Source organism: Paenibacillus sp. J22R56, from assembly GCF_056269375.1.
Genome location: NZ_JBWDNV010000003.1, coordinates 227,319 through 244,281 on the forward strand (window position 1 = coordinate 227,319; position 16,963 = coordinate 244,281).

Below are 16,963 nucleotides of genomic sequence, written 5' to 3' on the forward strand. Positions count from 1 at the left end.
CCTCCATGTCTTAGGATTGAGGGATATAGATAATATCGCTGACACCACGTTCTTGACCCTTGCCAAGCGGACTATTAACAACGCGGCCCATGAAATACATCGTAGACGAGCCGCCGCCATCCAGATTGTAAGCTTCAGTTGCTCCCAGCTCCTTGAACAAATCAGCGAATTCCGTCAGTGTCATACCACGGCTGTAGCCCGAGCTCCGTCCGTCGACGATGACGAACAGGTAGTGGTTCGCTGAGATCATTCCGATGCCTGTCCGTGGATTAGATGCTTGGATTGAACGGTTGCCGAAGTTTTTGTCGATCTCGACATGGCTGAAATCACCGGCGATTTCGCCGTCTGTAACCAGAGCTGGCCCGAAGGAGAAGGCATTGGTTACACCTTGAGCGAGCAGATCATCCGTAGAGGTCTCCTCTTCGTCGTAAGACTTCATCGTGCCATCGTTAAACATGGCGAGACCAATCCTTGCTGGTTCATCCCGATACACCGTACCATTGCGGATGACGACGCCATCCTCGCGGAAGCCGTAGTAGTCGCCGTTAATGGCGAAGATCGCACTATGATTGGCCGCGATTGTCGACGTGTTCTGAATAATGTTGGTGCCAAAAGAGTCTTTGGCGAAAGCGGTATGCAGGTTGGTTGTGCTGTTAAAGGTGACATCGGCGACATAGTAGGTGATCAGATCCGAGCCAGAGCCGGTCTCCACCTTTTTGATGCTGATCGTCTGGTTATCATCCTTATAGTTCCAGTCATCGTATTCGGCATCCGAGGATGGGGTGGTGGTTGATGTTCCGCTGCTGGAACTTGAATTTGAGCCTGAGCTTGAACTGGAATTAGAACTCGAGCTCTGCGTAATCGTAGGTGTAACCTTCACCTCTACATGCTCGATCAAATAACGATCGGCCAGCTTATAGAGAATGGCTGAAATAATAAGCAGGATGACAACTATGATGGTGATGATTTTGGTTTTTTTGCTGGTTCGGATAATAATGATCACTCCTTTAATAGGCGCTAGCCTTGTGTTATGGAGTAATCTTAGATCGGCAACCTTTAGCCAATCTTAAATGGGAGGGTGGGACGTGCAAATGCGGGGAGGAGGACTCTTATTGGATCCTCCTTTTTTATTTGAGGGAGGGGAGTGGATGGTGTTTGAGGGGCTGGGGTATCCCCTTCGGTCGCTGTTGCCTGGCAGGGAATCTGGATTGGAATCCGCATAGCGGATATTCCCTGCCAGGCAAAGGCGAACGCTGCGCTCCTCAGGGGATACCCTAGCTCCCTTCAAACCACCAACTTCCCCGTGTGACAAAAAGGAGGATCCAAACGGATCCTCCTTCCTATTTGTGCGGGTGGGAACAGGGATGAACTAACTAACTAACTAACTTCAGGGTTCTAGCGAACCCCGGTACGCCGCAATATCACAATCACAATCACAATCACAATCGGGAGTATAAGACAGCCCTGTTCCCCACCTACGTTGGATTTCGTACAGCATAATGGTGCGCTAGGCTGAGTAGCTGAAGCTACATTGGATATCATCCAGCGTTATGAGCTCATTTGGTCGAACGAAGCTCATTCTGGCGAAAGTTACTGTATGGAATCCAACATAGCTAGCAGCGGTCTGCAATCGAGTTAACTTAGGTTGGAGGAAATCCAACATGGACGCGTCATGGCGGCTTAACTGGTTACTAAGAAGCAGCCTCATACGCCGCCTACGTTGGATTTCGTACAGCATAATGGTGCACCTAGGGCGAGTAGCTAAAGCTACATTGGATATCTTCCAACGTAATGAATTCATTTGGTGGGAAGAAGCTCATTCTGGCGAAAGTTACTGTATGGAATCCAACGTAGCTAGCAGCAGTCTGCAATCGAGCTGACTTAGGTTGGAGGAAATCCAACGCATGGACGGTGATAACGGCATAACTAGTTACTAGAAACAGCCCCGCCCGCCTACATTGGATTTCGTACAGCATAATGGTGCACTAGGGCGAGTAGCTAAAGCTATATTGGATATCTTCCAGCGTAATGAGTTCATTTGGTAGGAAGAAGCTCATTCTGGCGAAAGTTACTGTATGGAATCCAACGTAGCTAGCAGCAGTCTGCAATCGAGCTGGCTTAGGTTGGAGGAAATCCAACGTGGACGCGTCATGGCGGTGGTTAAATGGATCGGAAAAATGTAAAGTAGTTATGCATTTGGATCAGCGCACCCAGACGCAAAAAAAAGCGGTCATGCAGGTTTATCACCCACATGACCGCTTAACTATTTGCTTAGCTGCGTTCAGCTGGCAGCTGGACGTAGAATGAGGTTGCTTCGTTTGGCACGCTTTTGGCGTGGATCTTGCCTTTATGCTGCTCCACGATTGCTTTCGCGATGGCGAGACCAAGGCCGTAGCCGCCGTTTTTACGGGAGCGGGAAGCGTCCGCGCGGTAGAAGCGGTCGAATATTTTGCCCAGATGCTCGGCTGGTATGCCTTCTCCGGAGTTGGTGACTGTCAGCATAATATCATGACCCTGCTTCTTCAGCGTTAGATCAATTGTACCCTTCGTATTGGTGTACTTGATGGCGTTATCAAGCAGGATCAGTGCCACCTGCTTCATCTGTTCCACGTTGCCGTTAATGGATAAGTCGGATGAGATATCATAGCTGAGTACAATATCCTTCTCGAAAATAACCGCTTCAAGCGTAAGAATGACGCTTTCCACCGCTTCACTTAAGTTGAATGGCGCGAAGATGACATTGTCCCGTGCATCATCCATTTGAGTCAAGTACAGCAGGTCGCTCGTCAGTGTTTTCATTCGCTCTGTCTCCGATTTGATATGATGCAGCCACTTCTCCTGATTGCGGATGAGATCATCGTTATTAGATAAAAGGACATCCGCATTCGTATTAATGACGGCGAGCGGCGTTCGCAGCTCATGAGAAGCGTCGGCGATAAACCGCTGCTGCTTATCGAAAGCTTCCTTGACCGGAGCGATGGAGCGGTTCGCAAAATATCGGCTCGTGAAGTAGATCACAATGAGCATAATAAATCCTACCACAAGGAAAGTGTATAAGAGCGTCATCAGGAATTGATGCTGATTCGTGACGTCAAGGAATACAACGGAATATCCATTAAGAGTAGCCTGCTTGTCAAAAGCCCAACGGTTACCGTCCAGGTTGAACTCACCTTGATCGGAATTATCTGTAGAAGCGGCTTTGATCGCAAGTGCGTAGAAGTCGCTGTCCATATCGAAGCGGGAATCCGTCTTTGTAATATTCCAATCACTATCCGCTTCAAGCGCGAAGGATACGGATCGCTCGGGCGGGGGACCGCCTTTCATACTGCCTTCGGGTGATATCATATCCCCATGGCCGCCGCCATGACTGCCGCCGTACTTACCGCCATCAGGACCATCCTGTTTACGATAAAACTCCGACACTTGCATGAGATCATCATTAATGGTCTTACGGTTGTTCTGATAAGTAATCGTATAAATCGTAATAAAGGCCAGAATCATAATAAAGCTGATGATGACCATATTCACAATCAAAAATCGGTTGCGCAGCCGATTAAACATCAGGTGGTCGCCTCCAGTACATAACCAACGCCTCGAATGGTATTAATCTTCACCGAGGATTGCAGGAACACGAGCTTTTTGCGTAAGAAAGAGATGTAGACTTCCACGTTATTATGCTCCACATCCGAATCATAGCCCCACAGCTTCTCAATAATCTGCTCTTTGGACGTCACTGCCGTTTTCCGCAGAACAAGCAGCTCCATCAGTTCGCTCTCCTTTAAAATGACTTTCAGCTCTTTCCCCTTGCACATAAGCTTCAGATTAGCTGTATTCAGCTCAATATCGCCGAACTTAAGTCCATCCTCGGGAACAACCTCGCCTCTTCTTCTTAAGGCCGCTCTTATGCGGGCAAGCAGCTCGCCAGTTGAGAAAGGTTTGGAGATATAATCATCAGCTCCATAATCGAGCCCGGTAATTTTATCATTAACCTCTCCCTTGGCTGTCAGCAGAATAACGGGTGTTGCGATTCCTTCATTCCGAATCTTCTTCAGTACCGTAATTCCGTCCATCTCCGGAAGCATGATATCGAGCAGCAGGAGATCATAGATGCCGCATAAGGCATTATCGAGTCCCGATTGGCCGTCATGAACGACGTCTACGGAGTAATTATTCTTTTTCAAAATTTGAGATAAGGCATCTGCCAGATTCACTTCGTCTTCTACTATTAGTATTCGCATGGAGCATTCCTCTTTTCGTTATTGCTACCCTCGCAAACTTATTATAGGAAGAGAACCTTTAATCAATCTTAACTCGGACAAACGTACCTGAAATAACTTTACAAAACATTTAAGATTCATTAAAGGTTCCCACTCTAAGATACAGTCATGAGCAGGCGGCAAGCTGGCCACATGAAAGGAGCCTCAAGAAGATGGCCATTGAAGTATTCAACCGATATGAAAGCAAGTATTTGATGGACACTCAATCGTTTCACGAGATTTATAACCGATTGCTTCAATATATGGAGCTCGATGAATACAACAAGAACGATCAATTCTACTCCATCAGCAATCTTTACTTCGATACCGATCAGCATTCGATTATAAGAAACAGCTTGTCGAAGCCAAAGTATCGGGAGAAGCTCAGACTCAGAGCTTACGGCGTGCCAAAGTCGGATGCCAAGGTGTACCTGGAGCTGAAGAAGAAAGTATTCGGCATCGTCAACAAACGGAGAACAGGACTTAAGCTGGAAGAGGCCTATGAGTTTGTCCGAACCGGAGTCGAGCCTGAGCTTGCACCATACATGAACAAGCAGGTCATTCAGGAGATCAAATACTTCCTTGGCCGCTATAAGCTTGAGCCAGCGGTATATCTCACATACGACCGGATTGCAATGTTTTGCAAAAACAACCGGGATTTGAGGATTACCTTCGATACGAATATCCGGTCGAGAAGATATGATCTCAAGCTGGAGGCTGGTGACCATGGAGACTTGATCATGGCACAGGGTCAATGGCTGATGGAAGTGAAAGCCGAGAAGACCGTTCCTGTCTGGCTGGCCCAGCTGCTGTCCGAGCTCGGAATGTTCCGGACAGGCTTCTCGAAATACGGTAATGAATACCGAATGAACATAAGAAATGAAGAACGAATAAAGGAGCGCCTCTTATTATGATCGATTCACTCTTTTCAACCACCGCAACCGTCACCGAATTATCGTTTAGTGATGCTATACTTACGCTTTTATTATCTTTTGCACTTGGTGCGATGATCAGCTTTACGTATATGAAAACACAAACCGTCTATACCCAAAGCTTTGCCTTAACCATGATTGTTCTCCCAACGATCGTTGCGATTATCATTCTATTAATCGGCAGTAATATCGCACGAGCATTCAGCTTGGCGGGTGCCTTCTCAATTATTCGGTTCCGAAGCGCGCCTGGAGATCCGAAGGACATTGCTTTCGTCCTGTTCACAATGGCATCTGGCCTCGCCTGCGGCGTTGGAGCTTACGGATATGCGGTTCTGTTCACAATCATTCTCTGTCTCTTGATGTTCCTGCTTAAAGCAGTGAAGTTCGGATCCAAATCCTCAACGCAGAAGCTGCTCAAAGTAACGATTCCGGAAAACCTCAGCTACGAAGAAGCATTTGCTGAAGTGTTTAACATCTTTAACGTGCAGTATGAGCTTAGAAAAGTAAGAACTACCGAGCTGGGCAGCTTGTACGAGCTTGTCTATGCTGTCACCATTGACCCTTCTACGAATCAGAAGGAATTGCTTGATGCAATACGATGCAGAAACGGAAATCTCGATATTTCCTTAACGATGACCCCTACGGTAGTAGAAGCCTAGATCCTACCAACAATAGAAAGGAAGATAACCATGAATAATAAGAAAAAATTAAGTAAGCTTGCTTTCATTTTATTATGCGCGGCAGCACTGTCGGCATGCAACAACAATTCGAATGCAGCAACAAATACAACAGGCAGTACAGGAACGACGAATACAAGTGAAACGGCAGCGGCTGTTCAAACAGCCAGCTTCGAACTAGACGATACCGTTGAATATGACGAGGATGACGCTTATACGGATTGGAGCGCAGCCGATGTAACGACAATTAAGCTAAGCGGCACCAGTGCAACGGTCGAAGGCTCGGGAGCTGAAGTGAAGGACGGTATCGTGACGATTGCGGCAGCCGGAACCTATGTGGCCAGCGGCAAGCTGGATGAAGGCCAGATCGTAGTTAATGTAGCGGACAAAGGAACGGTTAGACTTGTTTTGAATGGAGCGGAGATTCATTACAGCAAGAGCTCGCCAATCTATGTAGAAGAAGCGGGCAAGCTGATTTTGTCCTTGCCTGAAGGTACGAACAACGTTGTAACTGACGGAGATACTTATGTGTTCCCGGATGATTCGACAGATGAGCCGAATGCAGCTATTTTCAGCAAAGATGATATGACGATTAACGGTACCGGCAAGCTGATCGTAGAAGGCAACTACAATAACGGGATCGCAAGTAAGGATAGGCTGAAAATTACAGGCGGTACATTTGATATTCAAGCAGCGGACGATGCGGTTATGGGACGTGATCTGGTTGCCGTGAAGGACGGATCGTTCACGCTGGATGCAGCTGGTCATGGCATTAAGACAACGAATGATACCGAAGGCGAAGAAGGCATTATCGTGCTGCAAGGCGGCACTTATAACATTAAGTCTGGTGAGGATGCACTGCACAGCACGGGCGGCTTGTCCATCTCGGCTGGTGACTTTACAATCGCTGCCGGTGATGACGGCATTCATGCAGAAACGGCGATGCTGATCGCAGGCGGTACGATTGATATTACGGAAAGTAATGAAGGGATCGAAGCGACAGATATTACAATTGCAGGTGGAGACATTAAAGTCGTATCAAGCGATGACGGTGTAAATGCAGCGACTGGTGTTGATGGATCCGGAGGAGAAGGAGCGGCTCCTGGCGGCGGCGGAGGTCAGGAAGGTGGATCGGCATCTCAAGGTCTGCTGACCATTAGCGGCGGTACTTTATCGGTCGATGCAACTGGTGACGGATTAGATGCGAATGGTTCGATTGTGATGTCAGGCGGATCAGTCTTTGTAAACGGCCCGACGGAAAATGGCAATGGCTCACTTGATTACGACGGCACCTTCAATATGACGGGCGGCACTCTTGTAGCAGCGGGAAGCTCCGGTATGGTACAAGCGGCATCGGACAGCTCGACACAAGCTGGCGTTCTGATGACGTTCCCGCAGACGCAGCAGGGTGGTACACTGGTTCATCTGGAAGATGAATCCGGTAAATCGATTGCGACATTTGCACCAACAAAGAGTTTCCAGGCGGTCTATATCAGCACACCGGATATGGCAAAAAGCACCGCGTACACGCTGTATTCTGGCGGTCAATCGACGGGAACAGCAACAAATGGTCTTTATGCAGATGGTGAATACAGTGGAGGAACGAAGGTAGTATCTTTCACAGCAGAATCGCTTATCACTTGGGTGAATGAATCCGGGGTAACGGAAGCACAAAGCGGCTTCGGCGGCGGCGGTATGGGTGGCGGCCGTGGCGGCCGCGGAATGGGCGGCGGAGGTGGTCGTGGAATGGACGGCACTATGCCAGATGGAGCAGCACCTCCAGATGGCGCCGCACCACCGGAAGCATCAGCAGATGCTGACTCTACAATAACACAATAAGCAAGAAAGAGGCGTCCAAATGGACGCCTCTTTCTATTGAGATGACTGATTGAGATGCTGATTTATATTTCACTGTTCTGGTTTCTTATTGATTTTGCCGGCTTAATTTGGGATAACTAAGAGAAGAGCTTGATTTGATAAACAGGGAGACGAAGCATGTTCAACACATTTGACCTATCCGATTCTTCATTTGGGGAGTCTTTGCCTCAGCAAATATACCGACATATTTTGAAGAAAATTATTGCTCGTGAGCTGAATGCGGGAGATAAGATCGTCGAAGAGGAAATTGCCAAAGAGCTGAATACGAGCCGGGCGCCCGTACGGGAGGCGCTTTATTTGCTGCAGGTCGAAGGTATTGTGGAGCGGCTTCCAAGACGTGGCACAATTGTGAAGCCTTTCACCCAGCAGGAGATCGTTGATTATAACACCTTAATGGCAGAGCTTCTTCGTGTAGCCGTTCAATATGGGCAGCACAGATGGACGCCGGAATATAAGGACATGCTAATGACATTTGCAGCAGATGCTGATGCGGCATGCGAGCAGGGCGATGTTCGGGATTATGAGCGAAAAGCAGAGCGTCTGCTTAGGCATGTTGTGTTTGTAGCGGATAACATGGCACTTGCGAAGTTCTATGAGAAAGCTAGTCTCATTCTGAACGTGTTTGTTGAAGTAAGATGGAGTGAGAGCAAGATCAAGGAATTCCACACGCCTTTTCAAGTATTTGCTTCATCCATCCTGGCTTCGGAATATGAAAAAGCGCAAGCAGCCATTTATGAGTTTCTAATGGTAGGGATTAAATAAAAAACGGGAATTGGTGTTAATGGAAGAGCTTTTTAGGTTAAATTGTCGACAATCGACAAAGTGATCTGTTAAGATAGGTTTGTAAGCAAACAAGAATCACCACGAACAGCTCGGATTCTAGCTGTTTAGGTGCTAATTCTTTAAGCACATGCTTACGAGGTAAGAATCACCACGAACAACTATAATCTGGTTGTTTAGATGCTAATTCTTTAAGCGTAAGCTTTCGAAGCAAGCCACGAACAGCCTGAATCTGGCTGTTTAGGTGATAATTCTTTTTAGGAGTTGATCTTAGATGCAAAGTTTTGATTTCACGAATAAAGTAGCGGTCGTAACGGGTGCCGGCGGAGGTATTGGCCGTGCAGCATCGCTCGCTCTTGCTGGCAATGGCGCTAAGGTGGCAGTCGTTGATCTATCTGAAGAAGCAGGGAACGAGACGGTTAAGCAAGTACAAGCAAACGGTGGTGATGCCGTATTTATAAAAGCGGATGTAACGAAAGAAGAAGACATCAAAGCGTATGTAGAGCAAACGATTAAGACTTACGGCAAAATAGATATTTTCCTTAACAATGCCGGCTGGGAAGGCAAAGTCGTTCCTCTGGTTGACTATCCAACAGAAGTATTTGACAGCCTGATGGCGATTAACGTACGTGGCGTATTCCTTGGACTTAAACATGTCCTTCCTTATATGATCGCTCAGAAGAGCGGCGCGATTGTTAACACCGCATCTGCAGCAGGTCTCTTGGCAACACCAGACATGGTGGCGTATGGAGCAAGCAAACATGCGGTGCTTGGTATGACGAAGACTGCTGGCTTTGAAGCAGCTCCCCATGGTGTCCGCGTGAATGCGGTATGTCCTGGAGTTGTGAACACACAAATGATGCGTTCGATCGAAAGCGGCTATGGCAAAGGCAATCAGGACGCTGCTGAAGCAGCAAGACAGCAAATGGCTGTAACGACACCGGATGGCCGCTATGCAGAAGCAGAAGAAATTGCGAATGTGATGATGTATCTCGTATCTGACCTCTCTACACATATTGTTGGACAAGAATTCGTCATTGACGGCGGATCAGTTCTGACCTAATAGCGGCATAATAATCGGGTTGTTTTCCTTCATACCTACACATACTTCATGACAAAGGGGAAATCCATCATGGCAGAATTAACAGGCAAAGTGATTATTATTACAGGCGGAGCAAGCGGGATCGGCAAGCAAACGGCTCTTCAACTATCCGCTCAAGGGGCAGCTATTGTTGTTGCTGACTATAACCTCGATGGTGCTAAATCGGTTGTCGCAGAACTTGAGGCAGCAGGCGGCAAGGCTGCAGCATACAAAGTGGATGTATCCAAGGGAGATGAAGTGAAGGCTCTTGTCGATTTTGCGGTAGAGACATTTGGTACATTAAACGGTATCTTCAACAATGCGGGCATTGGGCTGGTTAAGCCATTCCTCGAGATGGATCCGGAATCTTACCACCGTGTAATTGACGTCGATCAGCATAGCGTCTACTACGGCATGTATTATGGCGCGAAAAAAATGGTCGAGCTGAACGTACAGGGTACAATCGTAAACACAGCTTCCATCTACGGTACAGCGGCTGCGCTTGGCAGCTTCAACTATAATGCGGCGAAAGCAGCCGTCGTTATGATGTCCAAATCCGGTGCGCTCGAGCTTGCCGACTACGGCATCCGCGTTGTTGGTGTGGCTCCTGGCTTTATTAACACGCCAATCCTTGGTGACGACGAAGGTATGAAAAGTGCACTCGGCGCTCTGCATATGCGCGGCAAACTTATTGAACCTGAGAAAGTGGCAAGTGTCGTAACCTTCCTATTTAGCGAAGGAGCTAGTGCGATTAACGGTCAGACCATTCCAGTTGACGATGGCTTCCTCAGCTTCAAAACCAAATAATTGCTCTTATGGTCGCTGCCCTTCAAGGTTAGCGGCCCTTTTTTTAACCGTATGGATTATTCTCGTTAGGGGATTTTAAAAAAGAATGGTTAAACAAAGGAGCTTGGGCAATGAACTACAAACAAATAACCGTAGCAGGCAGTGGCGTTCTGGGCAGCCAGATCGCTTTTCAGACGGCATACAAAGGGTTTCATGTAACGGTCTACGATATAAATGATGAAGCGCTAACGAAGGCGAAAGAAAGAATGGTGGAGCTCAAATCACATTATGTGGCGGACTTGAAGGCATCGGAGGCCGATCTTAACGCAGCCTATGACCGAATTACGTACAACAGTGACCTAGCACAGGCTGTGGCGAATGCTGACCTCATTATTGAAGCGATTCCGGAAGTCGTATCGATCAAAATCGATTTTTATAAAAAGCTTAGTCAGGTTGCACCTGCCAAGACGATATTTGCGACGAATTCGTCCACCCTGCTGCCAAGCCAATTTGCTGAAGCAACGGGCCGCCCAGGCCAATTCCTTGCCCTGCATTTTGCCAATGAGATCTGGAAGAATAACACTGCAGAGATTATGAAGCATCCAGGGACGGATAATCAGGTGTTCGAAGATGTAGTTGCTTTTGCCAAAGCAATTGGCATGGTGGCTCTGCCTCTGCAGAAGGAGCAGCCGGGTTATATTCTTAATTCGCTCCTCGTGCCGCTGCTTGAAGCGGCTCAGAAGCTGCTCGTCCGGGAAATTGCTGATGTGGAGACAATTGATAAGACGTGGATGGTCGCAACTGGCGCACCGCTTGGTCCATTTGCAATTCTTGATGTGGTGGGCATCAATACGGCCTATAACATTGGTCTAGCGAAAGCTAAAGCGACCGGAAATGCAGAGTTCGAGAGAATAGCGGAGCTGCTGAAGTCCGAGTATATCGACAAAGGGAAGCTTGGCCGGGCAACGGGCGAAGGCTTCTACAAATATCCGGACCCGAGTTTCTTGAAGCCGGACTTCAAAAGCTGATTGCAGGGATTGCCGCCACGACAATTGAGCCAAGATAGTAAATTCGGAGGCCGGCTATGGTTAAGGTCCTGAAAGGACCTTAACGCCAGTGATAAGCAGGGAATAGGAACCTTTAAGGTCCTTTGAGGACCTTAAAGTCAGTAAAAAAGGCAAAAAGAGGCCAGAATTCGGATGGCCGGCTATAGTTAAGGTCCCCAGAGGACCTTAACTCTAGGATAAGGTCTGGAAAGGGAAGCTTTAAGGTCCTTAGGGGGCCTTAAAGTCAGAAGTTGGCTTCTGAAAAAGGAGATGCGCCATGATCATCATGGGCATCTCCTTTTTTTATTCAACTTGCTGAAGTGACCAATGTAGTGATCTAATTGAATATATAGAAAAGACAAGGAAGGGTCTCCCATAATGAAGGCGATAAGCGTCCATTTAAGCGAGTATTCGAAGCATGAGGTGCCGTTTCATCATTATTTTGGAAATGGATTAGACAGCTATATTATCCGGCTTCAGGTGGAAGGGATATGCGAGGCATTAGTCGATGGATACATCAGAGAAATCGTCCCAGGAGACCTGCTGTTATTCAAGCCGGGTGATATCTATGATCTGCGCATTGGGTTGGATGATCTCTCCCTCGATTATTACGTTATTAGCGATGGTCCTGGCATGTTGGAATGGTGGGAGCAGAAGAAGCGGCCGACGCTTGCGAAGATCGCCGAGGACCGGAGGCTGAAGGCCGTCTGGCATCAGATTGTACTGGAGAAAAGAAGGCTCGACGGCGGCAATCCTGACATTATTACCTCGCTTGTCTGGTCACTGCTTATGCTGATTGACCGGGCAATCGAAGAGGTGCCGGATAACCAGTCGCCGCTTGCTTATCATGCCCTTCGCATGAGGCAATATATTGAGGAGCATGCTTCGGAGGCGTTGACGCTCCAGCAGGTGGCGCAGCATACCGGACTCAGCATCTCGCGGGCGGTGCATCTGTTCAAGGCGCATTTTGGCGTGTCGATTATCGGATATGCTCAGCAGCTTCGGTTAAGCCGTGCCATTAATCTGCTTAATCACAGCGCTTTATCGCTGGAGCAGATCGCAGCCGAGACCGGGCTTGGTAGCTACGCTTATTTCCACCGCTTGTTCCGCGAACGGTACGGAATGTCGCCGGGGGCTTATCGGAAGAAAAGATAAACCTTTCAATATTGTAAGGAAAGGTAAGGTTAATCGATAGCAGCGAATTTCCCTCCTTTGTTACGATGAATACAAATCAATTGGGAGGGCTTATTTATGAGCTTACGGCGATTTGCTTTCAATAACGTCATTCGGAACGGGAGAATTTACGCGGGGTATTTTCTGAGCAGTGCTTTTTCGGTTATGGTGTTCTTCGTTTATTCGATGTTTGCATTCCATCCAGGTCTGGCTGACGGCAATATTCATTCGACTGTATCGGTTACGATGAAATTTGCCGAATCGGTTATTTATGTGTTCTCGTTTTTCTTCGTGCTTTATTCGATGGGTTCATTCCTAAAGACACGCAAGAAGGAGTTTGGTATCCTCATTATGCACGGGATGACAAGCATGCAGTTAAGACGACTTGTTTTTATGGAAAATATCGTGATTGGTCTTGCCGCTACGGTGGCGGGGATTGTGATTGGAGTAGGCTTTGCCGAAATCATCCTTATGTCGTCCCAAAAGCTGCTCAGCCTTGATGAGTCGCTGTCGTTTTATGTTCCAACCAAGGCTATTCTTCTGACCGGATCGGCCTTTATGGCGCTATTCCTGCTTATCTCGTTATTTACGGTTACGGTGCTGCGGAATAACTCGCTTATTGATTTGCTGAAAGGTTCAAACAAGCCAAAACCGGAGCCTAAAGCGTCCGCTCTATTGTCTTGGTTTGCACTGCTCTTAATTGTTGGAGGCTACACCGCAGCTCTGTTGGCAAAAGGGATGGTCGTCTTCTATGCGATGATACCGGTAACGATCGTGGTCATTATCGGCACATACTTCCTGTTCACGCAGCTGAGTGTATATGTTGTCAATAAAAGCCGTAAGAGCCGCTCAATCTTCTGGCGAAAAACAAACATTATCCTGTTCTCGGACCTTGCTTATCGAATGAAGGATAATGCGAGAACGTTCTTTATGGTCGCAATCCTGTCGACGGTTGCATTCTCTGCGATCGGTTCGTTGTTCGGCTTCAAATCCATGTATACGGATGTCATCCGGGATGAGAACCCGTTCGCGGTGAAGTATACCTCTTATGATGAACCGTCCAAGCAGGATGCTTTGACGATTGAGCAGGCTTTGAAGGAAGCCGGTTTGCCTTACCACCAATATGAGCTGATGATTAAAAATGTGAAAACGTCTGAAGGCAAGCAAATTCCCGTCGTGGCGGAATCCGCTTTTAACGAACTTGTAGCCGCGGCTAAAGGGATAAAGGCGGATGTTGAGGGAGATGAAACAGCGATTGTCCATTACAGCAGTGCCCTGATGGGAGCAGGTGGGCCGGAACTTACACCTGTCACGCTGAAGGAATCAGCACTTACGCTGAAGCCTGTTCAAACCATTGATACGCCTGCTATTCAGGCGGGGCCGGACTACTATGTGGTGACGGATGAGCGGTTTGATCAGATGATGCAGACGGAGAGTGTCATTTATCAATATGCCTTTGACATCTCTGCATCTCATGATGCATTGAAGAAGGTGGGGCAAGAGCTCGATAGCAAGCTTGGCAGCTCTGACAACTGGTTTATGAGTGTCGATTATGAGCTGTATAAGCAGGATCAAATTTTTGGCGTTGTCTTGTTCGTCGGATTTTTTATCGGTATTGTATTCTTTGTTGGAGCGGGAAGCTTCTTGTATTTCCGGTTGTATACGGATCTTGGCGAGGACAAACGGAAGTTCCAGGCCATTCATAAGATTGGGCTTACTGACCGGGAATTGTCTGTCATTCTGACCAAACAGCTGATGGTATTATTCTTCGCTCCAATTGTTGTGGCTGTCATTCATGGAGCAATCGCGCTTACGGCCATGCAGCATATGTTCCAGTACAACATGATGAAGCCGTCGCTGACCGTACTTGGCTCCTTCATCATTATTCAGACTGTCTACTTCCTATTTATCCGTTCAAAATATATTTCGAATGTAAAATCAGCATGGGGCTTGCACCTTACGTAACGTTATGTTTTACAATGGAGTTACCGGTAATTGAGCTAGCGACAACGAAGGGGCTGAGCATGAACAATCTTTGGAAAGTTGGAGATCTTGCCAAATTGACGGGGCTTACGGTCAGAACGTTACGATTCTACGATCAGATCGGTTTGTTCTCGCCGTCCGGGCAGACAGATTCCGGCCACCGGCTGTACGATGAGTCCGATCTATCGCGTCTGCATCAGATTCTGACCTTGAAGGAATTGGGCTTATCACTGGAGGAGATCAAGGAAACCTTGTCTGCCAAGCAGATCAGCCCGCTGGAGATGGTGACGCTGCAGAAGCAGCGGATCAAAGAGCAGATCAAGCAGCAGCAGAAGCTGCTGGAACAGCTGGAGCATACGTCTAAAGCATTAATTGGGAAGAAAACTCTAACCGTTGATGATTTTACGAACCTACTGCAGGCAATGAAGATGGAATTCGAGAAGCCCGTGATCGAGCGGAAGCAAAGCTGGGTTCAGCATTTGGACAAGCTGGGATCGCTGCTCGAACGGGGGAATGATGCGCCATAATGCGTCGCAATTCATTAGGTCTATGCTTACGAAGCATGAATTGCTTCGCAATTCATTAGGTCTATGCTTACGAAGCATGAATTGCTTCGCAATTCATTTAAGGAGACAAAACCATGAGCGAAAGATTTGTTAAACATGCAACCTTTGTTGTCGAACGTACTTATCAAGCATCCGCGGAGCGGGTATTTGAGGCTTTTGCAGACCCTGAGGTAAAGGGGAAGTGGTTCTCGAAGCCTGATCAGTTCGAGTTTCGAGTTGGTGGACGTGAGTACAGCAGCGGCGGACCGCCGGAAGGGCCAGTCTTCACCTTTGATGCTGTCTATCAGGATATCATAACAGATCAGCGCATTGTGTACACCTACACATTGGACATGAATGAAACGCGGATGTCAGTATCTACAACAACCATTGAGTTATTCGAAGCAGATGGAGGCACCAAATTGGTCTTCACCGAGCAGGGCGCTTTCTTTGATGGACATGATACGCCGGAAATTCGCGAGCATGGCACAGGCGAGATGTTAGATGCACTTGGCAAGTTGGTTGAGGGATAGTTGAACATGTAGAGTCTCTATAAGAGGCTCTTTTTTATTTGATCTGTTCTGCTATTCGAGGTATTTTAGTAACAAGAGGGGGAGTTGGCTTGTCTACTATCACCATTGAAGTCGTAACGGACGGTAATATTGAACCTTGCAGGGTATTATGCGATGAGCTTATGGCTTTTCAACAGTCAAAGGCTGTGATGGCACCGGAATTATTCGACATGATGAACTTCGATACCCGGATGCGTAGAAGTTATGACCATGCGCTGCATACCCATGTCCTTACCGTAAAGGATGATGATGTACCAGTTGGTTATGCTTTTTCGTCGGTTAGTAATGTAGAGCAAGAGGATCTTGGGATTCCAGCATGGGCGCCTAATCAGGAGCAGGAAGGCAGTAAAGGCTTTTACCCCGATTGGATAGAGACCCCACAGAAGATTGGGTTCTTAAGCAACCTGTATTTGCGGGACGGTTACCGGAGTATGGGACTGGGATCGAAGCTGTTCAACATGTCCATGACATGGCTGGAAAGCTTTTCTGATGTCGATCTGCTTTTCATTTACGTCTCGAACGGTAATGAAGAGGCGCTTGATTTCTACTTGAAGCAAGGCTTTACATACAGTCATGATGTATTTGGAGGATTTATTAAGGCGGTTTACCGGAAGCTTGAAAAATAGTGGATGAAAAAGAGAGTCATCTATTCCTCATCCTGTGACAGTAACATTATGTGAGGAATTTGAGGCATATACGATTTCTTTACTAGGGTCGCGGCAGGTTGCCGACTATCTTTTATAGAAATAATAAGGAATAAATATGGCACATGAGAGGGGCAGTGAGAGCGTTGAATCCAGTAGCCAAAGCAGAAATGCTCATCAGAAAACCAGTAAGCGAAGTATATGAAGCTTTTATCGATCCTGCGATTACGACAAAGTTCTGGTTCACGAAGGGAAGCGCGAGACTGGAAGCAGGCAAGCAGGTGGAGTGGACTTGGGAGATGTACGGAGCTGCAGCGCCTGTTCAAGTTCTTGAGCTTGAGGAAAATAAACGAATTGTTATCGATTGGGGCACAAAAGCGGAATGGACGTTTGAAGCTCTATCCGAGTCAGAAACCTTCGTGACGATTACGGATTCCGGCTTTGAAGGTGAAGCGGAAGAAACTACTCAGCGGGCAATCGGCTCGACCGAAGGCTTTACAATTGTCCTGTGTGGAGCGAAGGCTTATCTGGAGCATGGCATTCAACTGAACCTTGTGTACGATAAGGCGCCTTATGCTCATGTGAAGGGGTAGTAAGATAGGGAGGAACA

16 protein-coding genes are annotated in these 16,963 nt (G+C 47.5%); 13 read left to right on the forward strand and 3 right to left on the reverse strand.

What is annotated here, in order from left to right:
- Positions 1 to 10: 10 nt before the first annotated feature.
- From AC0YNT_RS08985 to AC0YNT_RS08995, 3 genes are all read right to left on the reverse strand, one after another.
- Positions 11 to 1,003: a phosphodiester glycosidase family protein gene (locus AC0YNT_RS08985; RefSeq protein ID WP_475804259.1), complete on the reverse strand. Its 993-nt coding sequence runs from the start codon at positions 1,001 to 1,003 to the stop codon at positions 11 to 13.
- Positions 1,004 to 2,271: 1,268 nt separating this feature from the next.
- Positions 2,272 to 3,561: a sensor histidine kinase gene (locus AC0YNT_RS08990; RefSeq protein ID WP_475804260.1), complete on the reverse strand. Its 1,290-nt coding sequence runs from the start codon at positions 3,559 to 3,561 to the stop codon at positions 2,272 to 2,274.
- Positions 3,561 to 4,238, reverse strand: a complete 678-nt coding sequence (locus AC0YNT_RS08995; protein ID WP_475804261.1) for a response regulator transcription factor — start codon at positions 4,236 to 4,238, stop codon at positions 3,561 to 3,563. Before AC0YNT_RS08995 ends, AC0YNT_RS08990 begins: the two co-directional genes overlap by 1 nt.
- 191 nt (positions 4,239 to 4,429) lie before the next feature.
- On the opposite strand from AC0YNT_RS08995, the gene AC0YNT_RS09000 reads away from it, so the two are divergent.
- The 13 genes from AC0YNT_RS09000 (at position 4,430) to AC0YNT_RS09060 (ending at position 16,946) form a co-directional block, all read left to right on the forward strand.
- Positions 4,430 to 5,170: a polyphosphate polymerase domain-containing protein gene (locus tag AC0YNT_RS09000; RefSeq protein ID WP_167281569.1), complete on the forward strand. Its 741-nt coding sequence runs from the start codon at positions 4,430 to 4,432 to the stop codon at positions 5,168 to 5,170.
- Positions 5,167 to 5,847, forward strand: a complete 681-nt coding sequence (locus tag AC0YNT_RS09005; protein WP_475804262.1) for a DUF4956 domain-containing protein — start codon at positions 5,167 to 5,169, stop codon at positions 5,845 to 5,847. The genes AC0YNT_RS09000 and AC0YNT_RS09005 overlap by 4 nt, the downstream gene beginning before the upstream one ends.
- 30 nt (positions 5,848 to 5,877) lie before the next feature.
- A complete protein-coding gene (locus tag AC0YNT_RS09010; RefSeq protein WP_475804263.1) occupies positions 5,878 to 7,704 on the forward strand; it encodes a carbohydrate-binding domain-containing protein in 1,827 nt (608 codons plus the stop codon).
- 156 nt (positions 7,705 to 7,860) lie between these two features.
- The gene (locus AC0YNT_RS09015) at positions 7,861 to 8,505 is read left to right on the forward strand and encodes a GntR family transcriptional regulator (protein ID WP_475804264.1); all 645 of its coding nucleotides are present in this window, start codon (positions 7,861 to 7,863) and stop codon (positions 8,503 to 8,505) included.
- 292 nt (positions 8,506 to 8,797) lie between these two features.
- Positions 8,798 to 9,586, forward strand: a complete 789-nt coding sequence (locus tag AC0YNT_RS09020; protein WP_475804265.1) for an SDR family NAD(P)-dependent oxidoreductase — start codon at positions 8,798 to 8,800, stop codon at positions 9,584 to 9,586.
- A 69-nt stretch (positions 9,587 to 9,655) separates the two neighbouring features.
- Complete coding sequence (locus AC0YNT_RS09025; protein WP_475804266.1) at positions 9,656 to 10,411, forward strand: SDR family NAD(P)-dependent oxidoreductase; 756 nt, start codon at positions 9,656 to 9,658, stop codon at positions 10,409 to 10,411.
- 110 nt (positions 10,412 to 10,521) lie between these two features.
- Positions 10,522 to 11,418: a 3-hydroxyacyl-CoA dehydrogenase gene (locus AC0YNT_RS09030; protein ID WP_475804267.1), complete on the forward strand. Its 897-nt coding sequence runs from the start codon at positions 10,522 to 10,524 to the stop codon at positions 11,416 to 11,418.
- Positions 11,419 to 11,814: 396 nt separating this feature from the next.
- Positions 11,815 to 12,591: a helix-turn-helix domain-containing protein gene (locus AC0YNT_RS09035; RefSeq protein ID WP_475804268.1), complete on the forward strand. Its 777-nt coding sequence runs from the start codon at positions 11,815 to 11,817 to the stop codon at positions 12,589 to 12,591.
- A 96-nt stretch (positions 12,592 to 12,687) separates the two neighbouring features.
- Positions 12,688 to 14,574 carry an FtsX-like permease family protein gene (locus AC0YNT_RS09040; RefSeq protein WP_475804269.1) on the forward strand — a complete coding sequence of 629 codons (1,887 nt, stop codon included), beginning with the start codon at positions 12,688 to 12,690 and terminating at the stop codon, positions 14,572 to 14,574.
- A 59-nt stretch (positions 14,575 to 14,633) separates the two neighbouring features.
- Positions 14,634 to 15,119 carry a MerR family transcriptional regulator gene (locus AC0YNT_RS09045; RefSeq protein WP_475804270.1) on the forward strand — a complete coding sequence of 162 codons (486 nt, stop codon included), beginning with the start codon at positions 14,634 to 14,636 and terminating at the stop codon, positions 15,117 to 15,119.
- Positions 15,120 to 15,232: 113 nt separating this feature from the next.
- Complete coding sequence (locus tag AC0YNT_RS09050; RefSeq protein WP_475804271.1) at positions 15,233 to 15,670, forward strand: SRPBCC family protein; 438 nt, start codon at positions 15,233 to 15,235, stop codon at positions 15,668 to 15,670.
- 89 nt (positions 15,671 to 15,759) lie between these two features.
- The gene (locus tag AC0YNT_RS09055; protein ID WP_475804272.1) at positions 15,760 to 16,335 is read left to right on the forward strand and encodes a GNAT family N-acetyltransferase; all 576 of its coding nucleotides are present in this window, start codon (positions 15,760 to 15,762) and stop codon (positions 16,333 to 16,335) included.
- A gap of 188 nt (positions 16,336 to 16,523) precedes the next feature.
- On the forward strand, positions 16,524 to 16,946 hold the full coding sequence (locus AC0YNT_RS09060) for an SRPBCC family protein (RefSeq protein WP_475804549.1): 423 nt from the start codon (positions 16,524 to 16,526) through the stop codon (positions 16,944 to 16,946).
- Positions 16,947 to 16,963: the final 17 nt, after the last annotated feature.